Here is a 21,532-nt window from a genome sequence, read left to right as displayed (position 1 = left end):
ATAAATAGCATAGTCAGCAAAAGGAAGAATTCCATGTATAATGTTTTTGCGTCCCATGATAGTAGAAAGAGCAGCAAAAGTTAGTTGCTTTGTTTAAAAAATTAGGTTACAATTAAAGCATTAAATTGGTGGAAAATTTGTATTTTGCTATTGTAATGTCAGATAGTTACCAACGATTAAACTGAATGGAAGATAGGGGACTAATACGATGAAGACAAAGCGGGGATTTCAACTGTATACAGGGATGTGGCTGCTTGCAGTTCTGCTCTTGGTAGTGATGCTCTTATGGAATGTAGGGGATGCCCGCATTATCAATTATACCGGATTAGTCCGCGGTGCCACGCAGCGTCTTGTGAAGGAAGAGATGAATGGTAAGCCAGACGACGGGCTGATTGCATATCTGGATGGAATCATTTATGATCTTCAGACCGGTAAGGGAGATTATGGCCTTACAAAAAACAACAATAAGCAATTTCAGAATCAGCTATATGAATTGAATGAGGTTTGGAAGAATATTAAGGAAGAGATAAACTTTGTACGTTCCGGAAGTACCTCCGATGCGAGGCTGTATGATTTAAGCCAGCAGCATTTTGAGATGGCAGACCGTTTGGTACTGCAGGCCGAACAGGACTCAAACCATAAACTAATCGGTTTTATATTGGTGTACTTTTTCATTTTATTTGTGTCTATCGTTGTTTTTTTAATTGTAAATAAGCGTAATCAGAGAAAATTGGAAACGGCCGTATCTACAGATAAACTGACTGGTCTTTTGAACCGGGCCGGTTTTGAGCCGGCTGCCGCAAGCTTACTGCGCCAACAGGCCAAAAGCAGATTTATTATTGTGGCATTCGATATTGATAATTTTAAGATGATCAATGATTCTGTCGGATACGTCCAGGGAGACCAGCTTTTGTGTGCCCTGGCTTCGGCGCTGAAAAATTGGAAAGATGGGAACTACCTATGCGCCCGCCTTGATGCAGACGATTTTATTCTTCTGGCCGATGCAGATGAAACATTTATTTCTGAGCTGCAGGAGATCCTGGAACATACTACAAAGGCTCAGGCATTTCTGGAACCTTTTGGAGGTGTTGGTTTTACTTATGGAGCATATCAAATTCAAAATAACGGAGAATTGATTAAGACCATTATGGATAAGGCCAAGATGGCTCACAAAGCAGCAAAGACAGCCGCTGATAAATCGTTGGTTTGGTATGATGAGCAGCTGCTGGAAAAGCTGAAGCAGGAGCGTAAATTGAAAGAGCAGCTGCAGCATGCCCTTGATAATGAGGAGTTTGAGCTGTACCTTCAGTCCAGAGTGGAACTGTCCAATATGAGAACCGTTGGAGCGGAAGCACTGGTTCGGTGGGAACTGCCTGGAAAAGGCACCTTGTATCCGGACTCATTTATCCCGTTGTTTGAGGAGAATGGTTCAATCGCAGACTTAGATTTCTATATGCTCAAAAAAGTTTGTAGATATCTGCATAATCGTCAAGAGCAAGGACAAGAGCTGTTTCCTATTTCGGTCAATTTTTCCCGTGTCACCCTCTATTACCAGGCATTTTACGAGACTTTTCACAGCATCGTGGATCAATATGAAATTCCCCATGACTGTATTGAAATTGAAGTGACGGAGAGTGCCTTTAATGATATTGCGGATATCGTTCTCCAGATGCTGAGCAAATTGGATGAAGAGGGATTCCCCATTGCCATGGATGATTTCGGATCAGGTTATTCCAATATGAATTTGCTGGGCAGCCTTCCTCTTAGAATTATCAAATTAGATAAGGTATTTTTGCAGGAAGCGGATATACATGACCGGGTAAAGGGAATTATCATCTGCGCTGTGGAATTGGCTCATACCATGGGAGTCCAGATTGTGTGCGAAGGAGCCGAGACCAAGCAGCATGTTGATTTCCTGCATAATATCGGGTGTGACTTTGCACAGGGGTATTACTTTACGAGGCCTATCCCGCAGAAAGTATTCGACCAGAAGTATCCGGTGTTTGAGCCGCGTATCGTGTTACCGACGCGCCTCATGGATAAGAGCATGAATTCTATGGTTCCGAACTGGGAAAAGAGAAGCAAGCGGATGTTCGAAGAGGTTTTGGCAGAGACATATCCGGGATTCCTGAGCCTTAGGAATGAAAAACATCAAATCGTATATTTGAACCAAAATTTCCGGGATTGGATTGCAAAGTACACAGATGTGGATCCGTTAGGAAAAACCAATATAGACCTGGCGGCAATTGTTCCGGATAATGTGGCCGATACCTTTATGCAGTGCCATGACGGGAGTCTTGACCTGCAAAAGGACCAGGACAACCGAACCGGTGTAAAGAAGCTGCTGGAATTTAAGGGTGCAGTGGGTACCGATGAACCATCCCAGTATTTTGATGCGCTGAAGTATTGGGTTACTCTTGACGGAGCGAAGTACATATTTACCGTTGCCTATGATGTGACGGAACTCTATCAGGAGGATATGTTTAATCTGCAAAATGCACTGACGGACAGTCTGACCGGCGCACAGAACCGGCGTTACTTGGAGCTGCATTCACATCAGTTTTATGGCCATTATGCAGCGGTCTTTGATTTGGATCATTTTAAGGCTGTCAATGACCTTGAAGGACATCTCTTTGGAGACAAGGTTCTGCGTGATTTCGTCAATTTTATCCGGGAACAGGTGCCCGGCGTTATGGCTATGATTCGTCTGGGTGGTGATGAATTCCTTGCCATTTTCCAAAGCGGAGAGACTGCTGAGGGGATTTTGGAATCCCTGAAGCAGGCGAGGAGCCGGTATGATGCTGTTTACCGCCAACGTGGGAACCTTTCCTTCAGCATGGGAATCGGTCTGCTTGGGGAGCCAATTGACGCTGCGTTAGGTGAGATGGATCAGCTCATGTATGAGGACAAGCAGCGCTGTAAAGTAAATCGGGATTTAAAGGAGTAAATGTACTCTGAGGAAACAGCAGTTAAGGTATTGGGATATAAGCCAATCGCACTATCACTTTAAAATTATTGAACTGAGTATAAATGTAGGAAGCTGTCAATTATGGCGGCTTCTATTTTTGTGTCCAATCGGAATGGTTCAAAGTGGATTTAGATAATAGAAGGAAGACGCTGGACAGTACAGGAGAAGCGTGCGGATAGGATACTGAGATACATCCGGTACATCTGTTTGATAAGATACCTTATAAGCATGCGTATGTATTTAATATAAGCATTTGATATTGTAGAATGGCTGAATTATAATCATATCGAACACAGCGGTTGTCTCAATGCTTTATATTATAAGTTGGTATAATCTACTCTCCTGGGAAGAGATAACCCGGATTTTGAAAAATCTATTACTACATAAAAATATATATTAGGAGGAGATGCAGTCAATGAGCTTATTTAAGAAACGGCTGTTTATGGGATTGATGTTTACCGTTATTTTTTTACTGTCTGCGTGCAGAATCCCAAATACACAGTCTGCAGCAGCAACCGGGAATGCGGTCATAACAGAAAGTCCGGTAACAGCCGGAATAACAGCGGAAGTGTCAGTAATAACAGAAGATGTCCAGTCAGAAGCGGAAAACGGCTCAGAACTTGAAAGTGAGACAATTGCAGGGGAGGGCGGGGCAATGACAATGAACGTACAGATAGGCAGCAGTACATTCACAGCAACCTTGGAAGATAATCCGGCAGTGGATTCCTTCGTCAGGATGATGGAAAATGCTCCTGTAGTAATTAAGATGAGCGATTACTCCGGATTTGAAAAGGTAGGGGCTATTGGAACCAGTCTGCCGGCCAGCAACAGTCAAACCACGGCTCAGTCAGGGGATATTGTTTTATATAATGGAAATCAGATCGTAATATTTTATGGATCTAATTCCTGGAGCTATACGAGGCTGGGTAAAATAGATGATCTATCCGGATGGGAGGAAGCGCTTGGAAGCGGTGACGTGACTGTGACATTTTCTATGAAACAGACGGAGTGGGAAACGAAACAAACAGGTAGAAAACGAAGCAGGCAGACCTTGCATAACGTATTGCAAGGGCTGTCTGTTTTTTCTTGATTGACAGTAAATATATTTTATAAGGCATTTTTTTACTCTATATGAAAGGTTAGGTACTGCCATGGATAGCGTCCTGTACATTTTTAAGAAAACGGTCAGCGGCTCCTGAAAATACCTGATATTTTTTCCAGACGATATCAAGATGGGCCTCCATCTTTGGTTTGAGCGGCCGGAAGCACAGGCGGCTGCTTTCTGATGTGTTTACCAGTTTATCAAGGCACAGGGCGTATCCCAGCCCTTCCTCCACCATGAGTGAGGCATTGTATACCAGATTATAGGTGGCTGCGATATTCAGCTTATCATAATCTCTTTTCAGCCAGCCGGAAAATTCATTGCTGACCGTGGTCTGGCGGGAGGTGATAAGAGGCAGTTCCCAGATGTCCTCCGGCCGGATAAAATCGTGGGAGGCCAGCGGACAGTCCTTGGGCATTAAAAGTCCCCAGGTATCGGTGGCAGGAAGTCGGATATAATCATATTTTTTCATATCTGCCGGTTCTATGAGGATTCCAAAGTCCAGAAGCCCCTTGTCCAGCCGTTCCATCACATCATCTGCGTTTCCGCTATATAGATGGTAACGGATATCTGGACAGCTCTTTTGCAAATCAGTGGCGATTCTGGCAATCAGGCGCATGGCGTCTGTCTCTCCGCCTCCGATATAGATATCCCCGCCTATGGACTCATCCGGCGCCGTAAGCTCCGCTTCTGTCTTATCAACCAGATCCAGGATTTCCGCTGCACGTTTGCGTAAAAGCATTCCTTCCTCTGTAAGTGTGATTCTGCGGTTTCCGCGGATCAATAGTTTTTTTCCAATCTCTTCCTCTAAATCCATGAGCTGCCGTGACAGCGTCGGCTGTGTCATATGAAGGGACTCCGCCGCTCCCGATATGCTTTCTTCTCTGGTGACAGCCATAAAGTATCTTAAAACACGAATATCCAATCCGATTCCTCCATTCCCGTACCAGTGCAGCCCGGAACTATATTTTGTCTACGTCTATTATATCTACATTTTTATATGCTTGTCAAGTATGGGAAACTATTTAGTATAAGTATTTGATATGAAACTGTTTTTGGAATACAATAATGGCATAAAAAGAAGTAAATGATTTGCGGAGAGGAGAAGTATGGAGAAGGAAAGCATCATGGGGACAGCACCCGTCCCTCAATTAATAATAAAAACGTCCATACCACTGATTATATCATTGCTGGTAAACAATCTTTATAATCTTGTGGACAGTATTTTTGTCTCACATGTCAGCGAAGATGCGCTGACAGGAATCTCACTTGCGGCACCGCTGCAGATGATCATGATTGCGCTGGGATGCGGGCTGGCCGTGGGACTGAACGCAATGGTATCCAAAGCCATGGGAGAAAAGAAAACGGATGAGGTAAAAAAGACGACGTCAGCGGCCATCGTCATGGCATTTGGAGCCTATCTGATCAATGTTATTGTCTGCCTGTTATTTGTAAGACCGTACTTTGCATGGCAGGCCGGCGGAAACGAAGTGATAGCCCGGTATGGAATTTCCTACATCCGGATCTGTATGCTCTTTTCTTTTGGGCAGATGATCCAGTGGGTATTTGACCGGCTGTTGATTGCAACAGGAAAATCCACGCTGTTTCTTGCCACTTTGGGGACGGCTTCCCTTGTAAATGTGATTTTAGACCCCATCCTGATATTTGGATACTTCGGTTTTCCGGCAATGGGGACTGCCGGGGCGGCCGCTGCTACTGTTACGGGACAGCTGGCAGGAGGACTTCTTGGAATCTGTTTGAATATAAAAAGAAACAAGGAAATTCCGGTTCATTTTACCCTGCATATTCAGAAAAAGTATGTGGTAAATATCCTGAAAGTTGGAATTCCGACGGCAATTATGCAGGGAATCATGTCCGTCATGGGTATATTTATCAACACCATTCTGTATCAGTTCTCATCGACAGCGGTGGCAATTTATGGAATCCTGCTGAAAGTGCAGAACCTGGCGCAGATTGGCGTCCAGGGAATGAATAACGGCCTGATTCCGATTATCGCTTACAATTACGGGGCCGGAAAAGAAAAGAGAATCCGTGAGACAATCCGGTGCGCATTTCTTTATGCTGTGATTATGATGACGGTTGTCCTGTTTGCCCTTGAACTGATGCCGGATAAAATTCTGATGCTGTTTGACGCTTCTGAACAGATGATGCGTCTCGGGATTTCAGCGGTAAGGATCATGTCTGTCAGCTTTTTCGTATCATCGGTGGGTATTATATTTGCGGCGGTTTTTCAGGGATTTGGAAATGGAAACTACAGTATGTATCTTGCATTCATGCGCCAGGTGATTTTACTCATACCGATTCTGCTGATAGGAGCGGCTATGGGAAATATAGCGGTTATCTGGTCGGGATTTGCTTTAGCGGAGGCGCTGTCAATACCGTTTGGAGTATGGTTATATGGAAGAGTGAAACGAGATACGATTGCGCCTATGGCAGAAACTTATGAGGGAAATCATCATATGAAGATGCTAGAACGGGGATTCAGATAGGTGCCGGGCAATTGTTGGCAGCAGATATCCAAAAGGGACATATTAGAAAACGATTTTGCATGAAACAGGAGTCGTCAGTTCAGATAAATCATGTTATAATTTGAGAAAAGACATTATGTCAGCAAATCCGCAAAAAGGATGGTTGATTTTTGTCTAAATCAGGTTCCGGCTAAGGAGAAAATGATGAAAATAATAAAAGGCAGAAAAGAAAATTGGGAAAAGGAAGCTGAGAAGGTTTGTCATGATTTTGATATGTTTTGCGAATATCTGTTAGAGAAAAAGGTCAAACTTTCCAAAGGCTCAGGTAACATTGGTAAAAAGGCATGTTTTGAACTGAACAGTCTCTTTACTGTAAAAGAAGATTTTGAAAAACCCACTCGTTTACAAAAAGACTATCCGGTGATTAATTTCTTTTATTTCTTTGCGGTAAGTAAAGGTATCCTGGAACAGGACCCAAAGGGGAATTATATGCAGCCCGGATGCAATTACGGATACTATAAAGAGGCATCGGTCTTAGAAAGATTTCTTTTGCTGCTTATGGATGTTCTTTTTGACGGACGGTTTTCAAACGACAGTGTATGGAGTGGGATGAGCATGGAGTATTTGATGGATTGGGCGGAGAAAAAAAGACCATGTGCCAATAAGTCATATGCCCTGCCGGAAAATATTTCTGTCAGATTATGTATGACGGGCAGGGACAACCTTATGACATATCTGGAGGAACTGGGGGTACTGACATTACGATTGAAGGAAGGCCAAAAGTATTTATTGCCAATAGAACGGCAGTGGAAAATGGAGATAAAGCCTCTTTTTGAGCTGGTTTGTAATCTGTACAGTGCCGTGCATAAGGAGTATGACGAGGAAAAAGAGGACCTGGCTTTCTTCTGTTTCGATACATACTGGAAAAAACATATTTCAGGAGGAAAGGCATCAGGGCTGATAAAGATATTCGAGGAGCAGCCGGTGGATTATGAGAACCAAATAGCTGATCTGGAAATTAGTGTGCACCGGGGAAACTGTATCCGGGTCGTGCGCATGAACCTTTCTGATTCCCTTTATAAGCTGCACTTAATGATCCAAAAGGTATTTGAATTTGAAAATGACCATCTGTTTGCATTTTATACAGGACATGGGATGATGAAAGAGACCTTTACCATGCCGGAAGCATTTATGTCTAATGCTGACTATTCTGTACATGATACGGCGCTGGGAGATTTGCGCCTTCATAAGGGGGATAGTTTTTCCTATCTGTTCGACTTTGGGGATGAGTGGTGGTTTGATATCGAGGTTGTGGAAGTCACTGATGGCAGCGTTCCTGAGCCGGAACTGATAAAGGCAGTTCACGATGCGCCGGAGCAATATCCGATGTATGAGTATGAGGATGAAGCATATGAGGATGATGATGAATAGGGAGATGGCTAACTGCCGGGAGGAATGATCTGCGCAGAAACTATAGTAACCGGATGAGGTGCGGCAGGAGGAGACTATGAATGATTGGAAATATTTATTCAGACCACATATTCTTGAACGGGGGTTTGATTATTATGTGGTGGGGGCTGTGGATGAAGTTGAGCGGACAAAGACAGGGTACCGTGCAAACGTAGAGGGGACAGAAGATTATGGGGTGGAGATAGAACTCAGAGACGGTGATGTCTATGATATGAACTGTACGTGTCCCTATGCGCAGGATGATAAATACTGCAAGCATATGGCTGCGGTTTTATATGAGATAGAAGAACGAGAGAGGGATCTTGAAATGTCTCAGAAGTCCCGGAATGAAAAATGTGGTGATTCAGGAAATGAGCTCAGGGATGTAATAGATGAAATTCCGGAGAATGAGCTGAGAGACCTTTTGGAATGTATAGCTTTGGAGAATGAGAAACTGAGAAATCAGATTCTGATCAGATATTCCCGCACCATCAGCCAAGGACAGATGGTTATGCTGAAAAATGAGATAGCGGAAATTGCTAAACGGTATTCGGACAGGGGCGGTTATGTAGATTGGAGAAATGCGGGTGGCTATATATCCGAGATGGAAGCATTTTTGCGTGACAAGGTACAGGAGATAATTGAAAAAGGGTGCTATATGCAGGCATTTGAGCTTACGAACCATGTATTTGTCACAATCGGCAACCAGGGTATAGATGATTCGGACGGCGGTACATCCATGGCAGCAGACCTCTGCTATGAATGCTGGCAGCAGATTCTGGAAAAATGCAGTGAACAGGATAAAACTAAGATGCGGGCCTGGTTTGAGAAGCATCAGTCGGACGGCATTGTGATTGACTATATGGAAGATTATATCAGGGAGTTTCTTCTGAATGAACTGCATGATAAGAAACTATTAACGAAGGAAATACAGAGGTTGGACGAGGTGATTGAAAATAGGGGGGACAGTACAGACTGCGGAACCTATTACAGCGTGTATAGTGGAGACGTAAACAATATCCGGAAGCGGATACAGTTTATGAAAGCGCTGGGTGCCACGGAAGAAGAAATTCGCCGGTACAGGGAGAAAAACCGCAGATTTGCAGCGGTAAGGATGCTGGAAATCGAAGAATTCATCCGGGCGGGAAACAATATGGATGCCGTCCGCGTACTGAAGGAAAGTAAGGAACTGGATCAGATATCACAGGGCTGGGTTAAAGGGTACAGCCGGAAACTGATTGAACTGTACAGCCAGATGCATATGGAGAAAGAATATAAAGAGGAGCTGTTGTTCCAGGTTTTTTCCTGCGCACAGGACAGCCTGGACTTCATAAAGAAATTAAAGGCGGTCTGTAATCGTGAGGAATGGGAACAGAACCGGGAAAAACTGCTGGCAGCCCCCGTTGGCATGGCAGTTAAACTGCATCTGCTGGAATCAGAAGAATTGTATGACCGGCTGCTGGAGGAAGTGCTAAACTCCGGCTCCGTATATTGGCTGGATTCCTTTGAAAAGAGGCTGAATAAAATCTATCCGGATAGGATGATGGAAGCTTATATTATCTATATAAAAAAAGAGGCAGGAACGGCACATAACAGAAGCGACTATAAAGAACTGATGAAGTATCTGAAAAAAATCACATCTTATCCACAGGGCCGGGAGGCTGCTGCGCAGCTTGCAGGGGAGTGGAAGACTCTTTATAAGAGACGGCCCGCCATGATGGATGAATTGAGAAGGGCAGGATTTTGATGGGGTATAAACCGGAATTATGGGCGGAAGCTAAGAAAAAATGCAGACTTGGAGAGAAGGAAATCCAGATGGCGAAAGAAATGGGATTAAATCCCAAAAGTCTGATTAAAAATATCCCTAATTCCAGGGAGCAGTGGAAACTTTCCGTCAAAGATTGGATTCATGAGATGTATGAAGACAGGCAGATGAAAAAGAAAGGATGACACAGATGACAGATCCGAATGAAGTATATGCCAAAGCAGTGATAAAGACGACTCTGATAAAAGAGGAATCAAAATGAATATTAATAAGTACGAAATTTATAATTATTGGAAAGATAAAGCGATTACCAAGAATTTAGAAGTAAAGTTATGGGAGAGGTGTACATCTGAGGATGAGGCCGTGAAACTTATTGAATTTTCAGATGGTATTGTTTGCTGGGGATGCGGTCTCTTACCCTACAGCACTGTTGATTCGGATAAAATTGAAGTGCTGTGGAAACATGATCATCTGCTGAATAAAGCTCACATTCTTGCGCGGTCTAAAGGTGGAGAGGACGTGCCATCCAATTTGTTTTTATTGTGCCCCAATTGTCATGAGGAAGCGCCGGATACGACAAATCCTAAAAATTTTTATGCTTGGGTTTATCATAAAAGAAAATCTGACAATTGGGTGCAGGTCTATAGACGGGAGCTTGAAAAAGCAGCGTCTATTAAGGGAATCGCTTTGGAAGAATTAGTTGGATGTTTTGGACAGTTAAATATGGATTCTGATACAATCGAAGCCATGCGCAAGCAAATGGCAGAAAGATGTGCACTACACGGTGGGGCGGTATCAATGAGTTCAAAAATGTTAAGTATTATAGATATTTTGTTAGAAAGCACAAAAGAGTGATATGGCCGCCACGGTCCAACCACGTCCTTGCGGATCATGAAATTTTTATTACTAAATTCCAAGTGTTGTTAGGCGAAAAGGTTTTGTGTAAAGCATATTTGGAATGGATTTAAAGAGAACGAAAGCATATTGAGCGCCACCATAGCCTGTAGTATAATAAATGGCAGAAACACAGGAGAGGAGCTTTTCATGGATACCAATATTTATCGTTATGTTGTAGCTGTGGCGGAATGCAGGAGTATTTCGGCGGCGGCAAGAAAACTATTTATCTCTCAGCCGGCTTTGACAAAACATCTTCGCAAATTGGAAGATAGTTTGGGAATCACGTTGTTCAACAGAACTCCGTCTTCGGTTACCCCGACTCCGTCAGGTGAGATTTTTTTAGAATATGCGGCACATTATTTAAAAATGGAAGAGGAGATGAATGCACGGTTATTTCAGCAGGCAGGCGTGGAAAAGATGCATTTGAAGGTTGCAACTTCCAATCGAGGCGGTAAATATGTGGGTGATTACACTGTATTGTTTTTAAATGCCTATCCCAATATCAGTCCGGAATATCTGTTTGCCAGTGCAGAACGGTGTGAGGAGGCGCTGGAAAATGAGGAAGTGGAATTGGCGGTTTACACCGATCCGGTAATTTCAGGCAGGCTGGAATATATGCCTTTGGAGGAAGATCCGCTCATTCTACTGGTTCCTCGAAACAGTAAGCTGCTGGAGGGAAAAGATATTGAAAACAATGGAGTAAATAAACCTGTGGAGATCGAACCGGAACGCTTCCAAAATACGGAACTGACGTATATCCTTTCGACTCCTGATCACAGCCTGTATCACGCCGAAAATTCCTTTTTTAAGAAGTACAAGATTACGCCTCAGCACTATTTCCGGGTAGATCTTGTAGATACACGATGCTCGATCACTTGTGCTGGCGGTGGAATCTCCTTATTTCCGCGGACAACCGTTGCGGGAAAGCAGGATCTGGGTGACGCTGTAATCTGCACTGTCAAAGGAGAAGATATGTACCGTTATGTGATTATTGCAAAGAAAAAAGGCCATATCTTATCAAAGTCGGCAGAGATGTTTTGGCGATTTATGGTGGATCAGAAGTTTACGTCTTATAACAAATCAGAATAGGATTATAGTGAATTGGAATAGTCAATGTTTTATTTTTGCAAAGATGATCGGAGAGATAGAAAAAAATGCGGAAGATTTATAAGATTAAAAAGAGTATTTGAATTTTATGTCAAAAAAGCATCCTTATTTTTGTGCAAGGTGCTATAAACATTGGGAAATATACGGTTATAATTGAATAGATTAAATGGAATAGCCATAGCCTTCTGATCTGTTGAAAATATTGTTTATCATATTGTATAATTCAACCATAGATTCAACCGGTGAATCATTCAAAATGCATACAATGCGCAAACTGCATTTATTTAAAATCAGGAGGAAACTATGGAAAAGTTAAAAGAAACAAAGATACTTGGATTTCCGCTCTGGATGTTTATGATTCTGAGTGCGGTCATGATTTTTCTAGCTTCGACAGACTGGATGCTTACCAACATGGTTGGAGCCCTTGCTTTTGCTCTGGTAGTTGGAACTTTGCTGGGATGGGTGGGAGACCATATTCCGGTATGGAAAACATGGTTTGGCGGCGGAATGTTATTTACCTGCCTTGCAGCAGGAGCCATGAATACGTTTAATCTGGTAGGAGAAGAAGCAAAAGCTGCTTTGAGTACCTTCAATGGATCGACCGGATTTTTGGATCTGTACATTCTGGTTTTGATTACCGGATCGGTTCTTTCGGTAAACAGAAAGGCGCTGCTTAAATCATTTGCAGGATATATACCGGCCATCATCGCAGGTGTTGCCTGTGCTTTAGGAATGGCGGGATTGGTAGGCGCTATTACCGGAGTAGGGGCCGTAGATGCCATTGCGACCTATGCCATTCCAATCATGGGCGGCGGAAACGGCGCAGGTATTCAGCCTATGAGCCGGATGTGGGAGGCAGTGACTGGCGGAGACGGAAGCTCCTGGTATGCGACAGCATTTGCCATCACGAGTCTGGGCAATCTGGTAGCAGTTATTATGAGTGCTTTGTTAAATAAGGTAGGGCAGATGAATCCCAAATTAACCGGTAACGGCCAGTTGATGCCAGGTATGGAAAATACGGCAGAGAAGCAGGCCGAAGCGAAACCTACAGTTGCCGATTATGCTACAGGTTTAGCATTGGCACTGACTTGCTTTTGTATTGCAGATCTTTATTCCAAACATATTTCTATTGTGAATAATCATCTGAAGCTCGGTTTCTCAATCCATACGTTTGCGTTTATGGTAATTTTGATAGCAGCGTTAAACATCTCTGATATCCTTCCGGCCAATGTAAAGGCAGGAGCCAAGGGAATGCAGCAGTTTTTTGTGAAATTTATGTCCTTCCCGCTGATGATCACCGTAGGAATTGGAACGAATCTTAGCGATTATGTAAAAGTATTTACCAATCCTGCTTACATCCTGATTATTGTAGCAACCGTAATCGGCGCGATGATCGGTACGTTTGCAGTTGGAAAACTATTCCATATGTATCCGGTGGAGGCAATGCTGACAGCTGGATTGTGTATGGCAAACGGAGGCGGCGCTGGAGATGTGCAGTGTCTTGGAGCTGCAAACCGTATGGAGATGATGTCATATGCACAGATATCCTCCCGTATCGGCGGTGCTATCATGTTGGTGGTAGCAAGCTTCTTCTTTGGAAGATTCTTATAAAAGATGCTTAAATAAAGCAGCGGTAAGTGGCTGGCGATTAGGAGGATAATGATATGATAAATAATAATTCACTGGATCAAAACCTGACTCCGGAGATGAGAAAAAATTTGTTTGGCAACGCATATCTGAATATGCTGTGGCATTGCCCGGAGGCCCCGTCTTTTCCATATTGGGTACATGTGCCGGACAGTTATAATGAGGAAGAGGATTCTTCCTATCAGCTGATGGTGGTAATTCATGGAACCGGATGCGAAGTGGAAGCTTATGTAAATGAAGCGAAAGAATTGGCCGATGCTAATCATATGGCAGTGCTGGCCCCCTTATTTCCGAGCGGAATGGTAGAACGGGATGATTTTAACAGTTACAAATTGCTGAATGACCGGGGAACGCGCTATGATCTGGCCCTGTTTGCCATGATCGAGGACATGAAAAAGCGCTATCCGAGAATTGAGGGCGAACGCTTTTTCCTCTTCGGACATTCCGGAGGAGGGCAGTTTACCAACCGGTTTTTATTGGCTTATCCGGAACGGCTGAAAGCCGTATGTATCGGGGCGCCGGGACGTCCGACCTTTATCAATCCGGATGAGGATTATTTCTGGGGGGTTCGGGATTTTAAGGATTATTTCGGAAAAGATGTGGATTTGGAGGCTGTGAAAAAAGTTCCGGTTCAGATTGTGGTAGGCGAGAGGGACACAGAGTTTATCGGAGATTCGCCTTATGGTACCTGCCGCGTGGAACGGATGAAGAGTTTGAAAAAGAATTTTGAAGACTATGGTTTGAGTGTTGATTTAAAAATTCTTCCGGGTATCGCTCATATAGGCGGAGAAAAGGAACGGATTCAAACCGCTCAGCGTTTCTTCCTCGGGATTTAACGAAAATTTTTGAGAGGCAATAGAGCGGCGGGGAGACCTGCCGCTTTTTGGCTGAAGGTATTACCGGTAATATAATGTATGTCAGGCTGCTTTTTTAAGAAATTAAAGGAGCAGTCTTTTTATGTTCCTCTGCCGGACAAACAGCGGTTTCTATACTGTATTTAACGCAAATATTGTATATTTTCGGCTTTTTGTTGTGCTGTCAGCAATTATACTTTATAATATAAATAGTTGTTTTTCAGACAGTTTGTAACCAAGTACAGCAGAAAAGTAGATGGCCGAAAGGCTGTCAATGAGGATAAAATGAAGATAATTAATAAAAAGCGTTTGATTGGATGCGGTTTTGCGCTGGCTGTTTTTGCAGGTCTGCCCGGTATATGCGGATGCAGTGAGAGCAGGAAACCAGAGATTGAGGTGGCGCTTTGGAATTTAGATGTGTATGAAAATTATACAAAACAAGTGCAGAGCCTGGTACCGGATGTGACGATTAAATGGGTCAAGGGGCAAAGGGACCTGGATTATTATAAACAGCTTTCAGAGACGGACAGTCTGCCCGATATTATAACGGTTCGTAAATTTTCAATGAAGGATTCTCTCAGCTTAAATCCCTATCTTCTGGATTTAACCAGGACTGAAATAGCATCTTCTTATTATGATATTTATCTTGAAAATTATAAAACCAGAGAGGGAAAGGTATTTTGGGTTCCTATGTCCGGTACGGTTGACGGAATAGTAGCCAATAAAGAGCTGTTTGAACAGTACAATATTCCGGTTCCAAGTGATTTTGAAAGTTTTATTTCGGCCTGTCAGGAATTTGAAAAGCACGGAATAAGGGGATATTCTCTTGATTTAAGCTTAGACTATAATGCCCTGCATCTTTTACAGGGAATGGGAATTGAAAGCTTGTCTTCAGTCGACGGAATGGTTTGGCGGAAAGATTATGAAGAAGGAAAGACAAATCACTTGGATTCTAAGGTATGGCTGCCGGCTTTCGAGAAAATGGAGCGGCTTAATACATTAAAAATCCTGGATAAAGACACCATGTATTCCGATGATGTGGGTTCCTATGAACGATTTATGGAGGGAACACAGGCCATGGTTAACATCAGCAGTGAAAGTATTTCCAAACTTCTTCCCGGCAAAGATTTGGAAATACTTCCGTATTTTGGAGAGGATCAGGACTTTCTGCTGACGTATCCCACATTCAATGCGGCCGTCAGTAAAGGAGTGGAAGAGAGCAGTGAGAAGGAGAAAGCAGCCTGGAAGGTTTTGATGGCTATGACTTCTTCGCAGGCTCAGGAGGTACTGAACCAATATACGGATGGGTTGATTTCTTATAAAAGGGACATTTCTTTTGAATATGACGGAAGTATGAGTATGGTACAGCGATACCTGGAAAAAAACCGTACATATATCCGCCTCGGTTCGGAAGAATTTTTTGAAAATTCCAGAATCACGGTTGATGAAATGTTGGTAAATCATATGTCTGCTGAAAGCGCGCTGGAATTGATGGATGATCTTATGAGCAGTTCAGAATAAACATAGAAATACTACTACAATACAAATGAAAAAGTTGGAAAATTTATGACGCAAAAGAAAAAAGAGAAGAGCAGCAGTAATAATAAGTATAAACACGTACGCAACGTCATAGTGATTGGAGCGTTGCTTGCCATATCGGGTATTATTTTCTTGATGACGATGTTATTAAAGAATATGGAAGATAATGCCAGAAAGGAAAATGAATACCATTTATTAGAAATCGCACATCAGGTAAGTGATAATATAAATTCCAAGCTGGAACAAAACTGGTCTCTGCTGCGTACGATTGATTATGAGTTGGGTTCTTCCCATATGTCGGATGCAGACATCCAAAAATATCTGCAAAATCTGGTGAATGAATGGAAGTTCAGCCATATTTACCTTATCGATGATGCCGGCAACTGCAGAGATGAATATGGGGAAAAGAGCAGGTTAATAACGAGGGATCATGCCATTGCTCTTTTAAGGGACAGGACAGAGGTTTCTTTTCTGAGAAGGGATGTTAACGGCAATGCCACGCTGTTTTTTGCAATTCCGGTGGATGAGAAAGAAGCAGATTCCGATAATATATCTGCTATAGCCCTTGAATATAAGCTGGACAATATTTTAGATATACTAACTATTTCAGCCTTTGAAAAGAAGGGGATGTGTTATGTTATTGACCAGAATGGAAGCAGGCTGTTTAATACCCAGTCTGACAATGCGATTAAAGATTATAACATTTTAAATTACCTGGAATATGCATCAAAGGATGGAAGGCAGAGTGCTGAAGTAATTCAGGAGGCGATGGACGGCGGTTTCAGTGGAGTAACTGTTTATACGAAAGACGGACATCAGGAATATATCGGCTATAATCCCCTGAAAAATGGAAAATGGACGCTTCTTCTCTTTGTTGGGGGAGATATTATTGGGGAAAATATGAATCGTTTTTCCCGAAATGTATTTACTTCATGCGCTGCAATCATTGGACTTCTCATTATCATAAGCGGATTTATATTTTTCCGGCTCAATCAGACAGCGAACAGAAAGAGGGATGCTGATGTGTATAATCGTGAACGGATGCTGAACCTTTTGATCGACAGGGGAAATGAAGTCTATATGATGTATAATAAGACCAAAGGCTGTCTGGAGTATGTAAGCCCTAATCTGGAAAGCGTGATGGGATGGAGCCGTCAGGAGGCGGAGCAGTTGTTTGCGGAAGGCGATACTGTGAGCGAGGAAGATATCGCCGGGATCAGAGATGAATTTATTGATTGGGATGGCCGGGGCGAATTTGTGGGTTCTATCCACAGGCATAGGATCAGGAATACGGGAAATCTGCGGTGGATACGCCTTCAGGTAAACCCTGTCCATCTTAGCTCTGAGGAAGTGTGGATTGCCAATCTTTCTGATATGACAAAGGAATGGGAACAGCGTGAAAACTTAGAACAGGCGCTTATTGCGGCCAACAGTGCCAATATAGCTAAAAGTAATTTCCTTTCCAATATGAGTCACGATATCAGGACGCCGATGAATGCCATCCTTGGCATGGCGGCTATTGCGGAGCGGTATGCAAAAGATCCTGAAAAAGTTACAAGCTGTATGAAAAAAATCTCCTACTCTTCCAAGCATTTGTTGTCGCTGATTGATGAGATTCTTGATATGTCAAGGATTGAAAGCGGAAAGGTACTGCTCGACAATAAGGCTTTTTCAATATCCGATATGCTGGATGGCATTGTATCCATGTTTCAGGAACAGTTTAAATCAAAAAAACTTTCATTTAACATGGAGAAACGCGGCATAAAAAATGAGATCCTCATAGGAGATGAATTCCGGCTCAGCCGTATATTGGTGAATATCTTGTCAAATGCTGTCAAATATACGCCTGAACAAGGTCAAATTTTATTTTCTATAACAGAGCTGGAGACAGACAAAGAAGGGTTTGCCAGATACCAATTTGTGATAAAGGATAACGGAAGGGGAATGACTGAGGAGTTCCTGAAAACTATCTTTATGCCTTTTACCAGAATGGAGGAAAAAGAAGGATGCTATACACAGGGAACCGGCCTTGGTATGGCCATTGCCAAAAGCATGCTGGATTTAATGGGAGGGACTATAACGGTTGAAAGCGCCTTGGATAAAGGAAGTACTTTTACAGTAGATGTGGAATTTGAGCTGGCGGAAGGTTGGGAAAGCCAGGAAGATAAGAACGAGCAGGAGGACAATAAGAAGAAACGCTTTGATTTTACCGGAAAGAGAGTGCTGATCGTTGAGGATAATGAAATTAACGAAGAGATTTTAGAAGAACTTCTGCATATGGAAGGCGCTTTGACGGAAAGTGCGGGAAACGGACAGGAAGCTGTGGACAAATGGGAAGAATCATCTCCAGAATATTATGATCTTATTCTGATGGATGTGCAGATGCCGGTTATGAACGGATATGAAGCGGCTGCCGTAATACGCAGTCAGGACCGCCCTGATGCGAAAACAATTCCAATCATTGCTTTGACCGCCAATGCATTTTCAGAGGACAGAAACAGAGCGCTGGCTGCCGGCATGAACGCTCATGTGACAAAACCTATAGATATGACAAAGCTTTATGATGTGCTGGGGGAAGTGTTTTCAGTAACGTAATGTATATCAGGCTGCTTCTTTAAGAAATTAAAGGGGCAGCTTTTTATTCCCTTTAGGTAGTTATAGCAATTTCAGATAAGTTTTACTTATTAAAAGACCATGAAAACAAGATTGTTTCCTGTTTGCATGGTTTTTATAATAACAAGTAAAACAGGAATTTGGTATCCGTGAAAGGCATAAATAATCCTCCTACAATGGAGGAATCCACTAACCAATCAAACCATACCACAAATCGTGTAAGAGTAAAATCGTCAAACACGAATTTAAAGGGTGAAACAAGAATTAACTAATACATTTTAGTAAATATTTTACATAAATATTTTAAGTTTGGTATTGACTTAAACTTAACTTTAAGTTCTATACTCTAATAGAACTGACACATAAAGGTTACCAAATGTTCCGTTTACTAATGAAGAATGTACGGATATTTACGAAAAATTTACTGCTAAATAAAGGAGGCATCTATGAAAATCTTACTGCTATATTACTCTTACGGAGGAAATACACACCGTGTTGCACAGTACATCCGAAAAATATTAGACTGTGATGTGCAGGAAATTTTAACCGTAACGCCCTATACAGGGTCATATAATTCGGTTGTCAGTCAAGGCCAGCGCGAAGTGGATGAGGGCTTTGAACCCCCAATCCGTCCGATGGATAAGGATTTGAACAATTATGATACTATAATTTTGGGAACTCCCGTTTGGTGGTATACGTTTGCTCCAGCAGTAAAGACTGTCCTTTCCGCTGTTGACTGGAACGGAAAAACAGTCTATCCGTTTGCAACAAACGGAGGATGGATCGGCCATACATTCCGGGATATTAAAGCGGCTTGCGTTGGGGCGGATGTAAAAAAGGGACTAAATATTTATTTTGAAGAAGACAAGATGCGGACTGCAGCTGAAGAAATCGACCGATGGGCAGAACAGATTAAGGAGGATTAAATAATGGAGAGACCATATATTTTTTGCCATATGATGACATCGTTGGATGGAAAAATCATGGGCAATTACATGGAGGCGCCGGAGGCCGGCCCTGCTGGAGATGCATTTTATGACATCGCTTTCGGTAAAGAACCAAAATATCAGCATCAGGGGTGGTTATCCGGACGTGTGACCACAGATGACAATTTTACCATGTACCGCAAGCCTGCTTTGGATGAAAATGCTTCCGATGTTCCGGAAGGGGACTTTGTTGCGAAAAAAGCGTCTATGTATTATGTCTCCATTGACCCGTCCGGCAGGCTGGGCTGGGAGACGAATACACTCACTTATATTGATATCACCGCTCATGTGCTGGAGGTGCTGACTGAGAAGGCGTCCAATGCTTATAAAGCATTTCTTCGCAAGCTGGGCATTTCCTACATCATTGCGGGAAAAGATGCGCTGGATTACAATGAGGTATTGGTCAAATTAAAACAGTTATTCGGTATTGAAACCCTGATGCTGGGCGGCGGCGGAGTGCTGAATTGGTCTTTTATCCAGGCTGGAATGTGTGATGAAATAAGCCTGGTAATCGCCCCGTGTGCGGACGGCTCTACGGAGACTCAGACACTGTTTCAGGCAAAAGACGGATTGAGTACAGAGGAACCGGTAGGTTTTACTTTGAAAAGTGCCGATGTTCTTGAAGGGGATGCCGTATGGCTCCGTTATCTGGTAAAAAGCAAATAATATGAGAGGGATTACAGTTGAGTTTGTATGAATGTCCGAATATACAGGCTGAGTAACGAGAGGATAGGGCACATTAGTTCTAAAAACTGGAAGATTTTGGAGGAGCCATTAAGAATAGATCAATCGGACTTGAAAGCCGTTCTTATAAGCTGATAAATCTTGATTTAAAAAAGATTGCCTATCAGGAATAATGAATCCTGATAGGCATTTTTTATATAGTAAGATGTGAGTTGATGTGGTAAAATTGAAAACAGAATATGCTTTGGAGAGAGGAAAATATGGTATATTATTTATACAGATTCTTAAATGTAAATAATGATATTTTATATATTGGTAGAACAAACGATATCAAGCGCAGAATATTAAAAGAACATTTCACGGACAATACACATTTACCAAAGGAATGCTATTTGGAAACGGAGAAAGTCGAATATACTGAAATAGAGTATGAGTCAGAAGAGGTGGCATATGAGGCAATACTAATTAATCGATATCGCCCCAAATATAATATACAGTTTAAGGATGAAGGAAAATTTGATACTAATTTTCCGGAATTTGAATGGAGGGAATTTGAATGGGAGTATGATAGACAATTGGAGTTTCTGAAAAAGAAGAAGAATGACGTGATAAAGGCAGCAGACATTGTAGAATATTACATTTCGCAATCTGATGTCGGAATTGCCGTTACCGGAATAGAAGGTATAGACTATCGGGTTCCAATTTTGCCACAAAGCTTTACATTGATCGCTGGAATAAGCGGTATTGGAAAAACTACTTATATGTTAAATATTGCACTGCGCAACGCAAGACTGGGGAAGAAGGTCTTGTATATTAATCTAAAAGATAGTGAAGAGAATCTGTTTATGAGAATAATATCTATTGACAGTGGGATTCCGTTAAAGAACTTGGCTATGAAACTAATGGACGAACAGGAGTGGAATCCGTTTATAGATTGTATAAAACAGTTCATGAATTTAGATTTATTAATGTACAATAAAAATGAAGACTACTGGAAGTTGGAAAAGATTATGACCAGCAGTTTGCAAAGCAACGCGGATTTAATATTAATAGACGATTTACAAATGATCGAATATGAGAAAAGTAATTATGTCAAAGACAAGATGGATTATGTATTAAAAAGTATCAGAGCCGTTGCATTGAAATGTTCAATTCCTATAATTGGGTCATATTGTATCTTAAAAAATCAAGTTATTAATAGAACGGATCATAGACCGATTCTGACTGATTTAGAATATGACAGCCTTTTTAAATATGCGGATAATATCCAATTAATGCATAGAGAATCCTTTTATAGTGCTCAGGCAGAGAAAAGCACAACGGAAATAATTGTCGTTAAAAATATGGTCGATAGTAAAAACTTTACACAAGAAGTTTGCTGTGTGAACGGAGTATATGCCGGTATTAAAAATGAGTAATGGGAGCTAATTTC

16 protein-coding genes are annotated in these 21,532 nt (G+C 42.2%); 15 read left to right on the top strand and 1 reads right to left on the bottom strand.

Annotation, left to right across the window (positions count from 1 at the left end):
* The first annotated feature begins 208 nt into the window (after window positions 1-208).
* Both C0033_RS07130 and C0033_RS07125 read left to right on the top strand, forming a co-directional pair.
* Window positions 209-2,947 carry an EAL domain-containing protein gene (locus C0033_RS07130; RefSeq protein ID WP_103227184.1) on the top strand — a complete coding sequence of 913 codons (2,739 nt, stop codon included), beginning with the start codon at window positions 209-211 and terminating at the stop codon, window positions 2,945-2,947.
* Between the two features lie 436 nt (window positions 2,948-3,383).
* Window positions 3,384-4,058, top strand: coding sequence for a cyclophilin-like fold protein (locus C0033_RS07125; RefSeq protein ID WP_180994604.1), 675 nt, complete (start codon window positions 3,384-3,386; stop codon window positions 4,056-4,058).
* Between the two features lie 49 nt (window positions 4,059-4,107).
* Here C0033_RS07125 and C0033_RS07120 read toward each other — a convergent pair whose 3' ends face one another.
* Window positions 4,108-4,995: a LysR family transcriptional regulator gene (locus tag C0033_RS07120; protein ID WP_103227183.1), complete on the bottom strand. Its 888-nt coding sequence runs from the start codon at window positions 4,993-4,995 to the stop codon at window positions 4,108-4,110.
* 184 nt (window positions 4,996-5,179) lie between these two features.
* On the opposite strand from C0033_RS07120, the gene C0033_RS07115 reads away from it, so the two are divergent.
* The 13 genes from C0033_RS07115 (at window position 5,180) to C0033_RS07055 (ending at window position 21,518) form a co-directional block, all read left to right on the top strand.
* Window positions 5,180-6,580, top strand: a complete 1,401-nt coding sequence (locus C0033_RS07115) for an MATE family efflux transporter (protein ID WP_103227182.1) — start codon at window positions 5,180-5,182, stop codon at window positions 6,578-6,580.
* 183 nt (window positions 6,581-6,763) lie between these two features.
* Complete coding sequence (locus C0033_RS07110; protein ID WP_180994603.1) at window positions 6,764-7,990, top strand: hypothetical protein; 1,227 nt, start codon at window positions 6,764-6,766, stop codon at window positions 7,988-7,990.
* Between the two features lie 76 nt (window positions 7,991-8,066).
* Window positions 8,067-9,755 (top strand): SWIM zinc finger family protein, encoded by a 1,689-nt coding sequence (locus C0033_RS07105; protein ID WP_103227180.1) that lies wholly within the window; start codon window positions 8,067-8,069, stop codon window positions 9,753-9,755.
* A complete protein-coding gene (locus tag C0033_RS07100) occupies window positions 9,755-9,958 on the top strand; it encodes a hypothetical protein (protein WP_103227179.1) in 204 nt (67 codons plus the stop codon). Before C0033_RS07105 ends, C0033_RS07100 begins: the two co-directional genes overlap by 1 nt.
* 73 nt (window positions 9,959-10,031) lie before the next feature.
* Window positions 10,032-10,628 (top strand): HNH endonuclease signature motif containing protein, encoded by a 597-nt coding sequence (locus tag C0033_RS07095; protein WP_103227178.1) that lies wholly within the window; start codon window positions 10,032-10,034, stop codon window positions 10,626-10,628.
* A 189-nt stretch (window positions 10,629-10,817) separates the two neighbouring features.
* A complete protein-coding gene (locus C0033_RS07090; RefSeq protein WP_103227177.1) occupies window positions 10,818-11,759 on the top strand; it encodes a LysR family transcriptional regulator in 942 nt (313 codons plus the stop codon).
* Window positions 11,760-12,080: 321 nt separating this feature from the next.
* Window positions 12,081-13,388: a 2-hydroxycarboxylate transporter family protein gene (locus C0033_RS07085; protein WP_103227176.1), complete on the top strand. Its 1,308-nt coding sequence runs from the start codon at window positions 12,081-12,083 to the stop codon at window positions 13,386-13,388.
* A gap of 53 nt (window positions 13,389-13,441) precedes the next feature.
* Window positions 13,442-14,260: an alpha/beta hydrolase gene (locus C0033_RS07080; RefSeq protein ID WP_103227175.1), complete on the top strand. Its 819-nt coding sequence runs from the start codon at window positions 13,442-13,444 to the stop codon at window positions 14,258-14,260.
* Window positions 14,261-14,563: 303 nt separating this feature from the next.
* Window positions 14,564-15,799, top strand: coding sequence for an ABC transporter substrate-binding protein (locus tag C0033_RS07075; RefSeq protein WP_103227174.1), 1,236 nt, complete (start codon window positions 14,564-14,566; stop codon window positions 15,797-15,799).
* A 45-nt stretch (window positions 15,800-15,844) separates the two neighbouring features.
* The gene (locus C0033_RS07070) at window positions 15,845-18,412 is read left to right on the top strand and encodes an ATP-binding protein (protein ID WP_103227173.1); all 2,568 of its coding nucleotides are present in this window, start codon (window positions 15,845-15,847) and stop codon (window positions 18,410-18,412) included.
* A gap of 464 nt (window positions 18,413-18,876) precedes the next feature.
* Window positions 18,877-19,356 (top strand): flavodoxin, encoded by a 480-nt coding sequence (locus tag C0033_RS07065; RefSeq protein WP_103227172.1) that lies wholly within the window; start codon window positions 18,877-18,879, stop codon window positions 19,354-19,356.
* A 3-nt stretch (window positions 19,357-19,359) separates the two neighbouring features.
* Window positions 19,360-20,082 carry a RibD family protein gene (locus tag C0033_RS07060; RefSeq protein ID WP_103227171.1) on the top strand — a complete coding sequence of 241 codons (723 nt, stop codon included), beginning with the start codon at window positions 19,360-19,362 and terminating at the stop codon, window positions 20,080-20,082.
* Between the two features lie 278 nt (window positions 20,083-20,360).
* The gene (locus tag C0033_RS07055) at window positions 20,361-21,518 is read left to right on the top strand and encodes a DnaB-like helicase C-terminal domain-containing protein (RefSeq protein WP_180994602.1); all 1,158 of its coding nucleotides are present in this window, start codon (window positions 20,361-20,363) and stop codon (window positions 21,516-21,518) included.
* Window positions 21,519-21,532: the final 14 nt, after the last annotated feature.

Source organism: Clostridium sp. chh4-2, assembly GCF_002899675.1.
GTDB lineage: Bacteria > Bacillota > Clostridia > Lachnospirales > Lachnospiraceae > CHH4-2.
The sequence above is the reverse complement of the archived record's forward strand: the minus strand, read 5'-3'. Positions and strand labels throughout refer to the sequence as shown.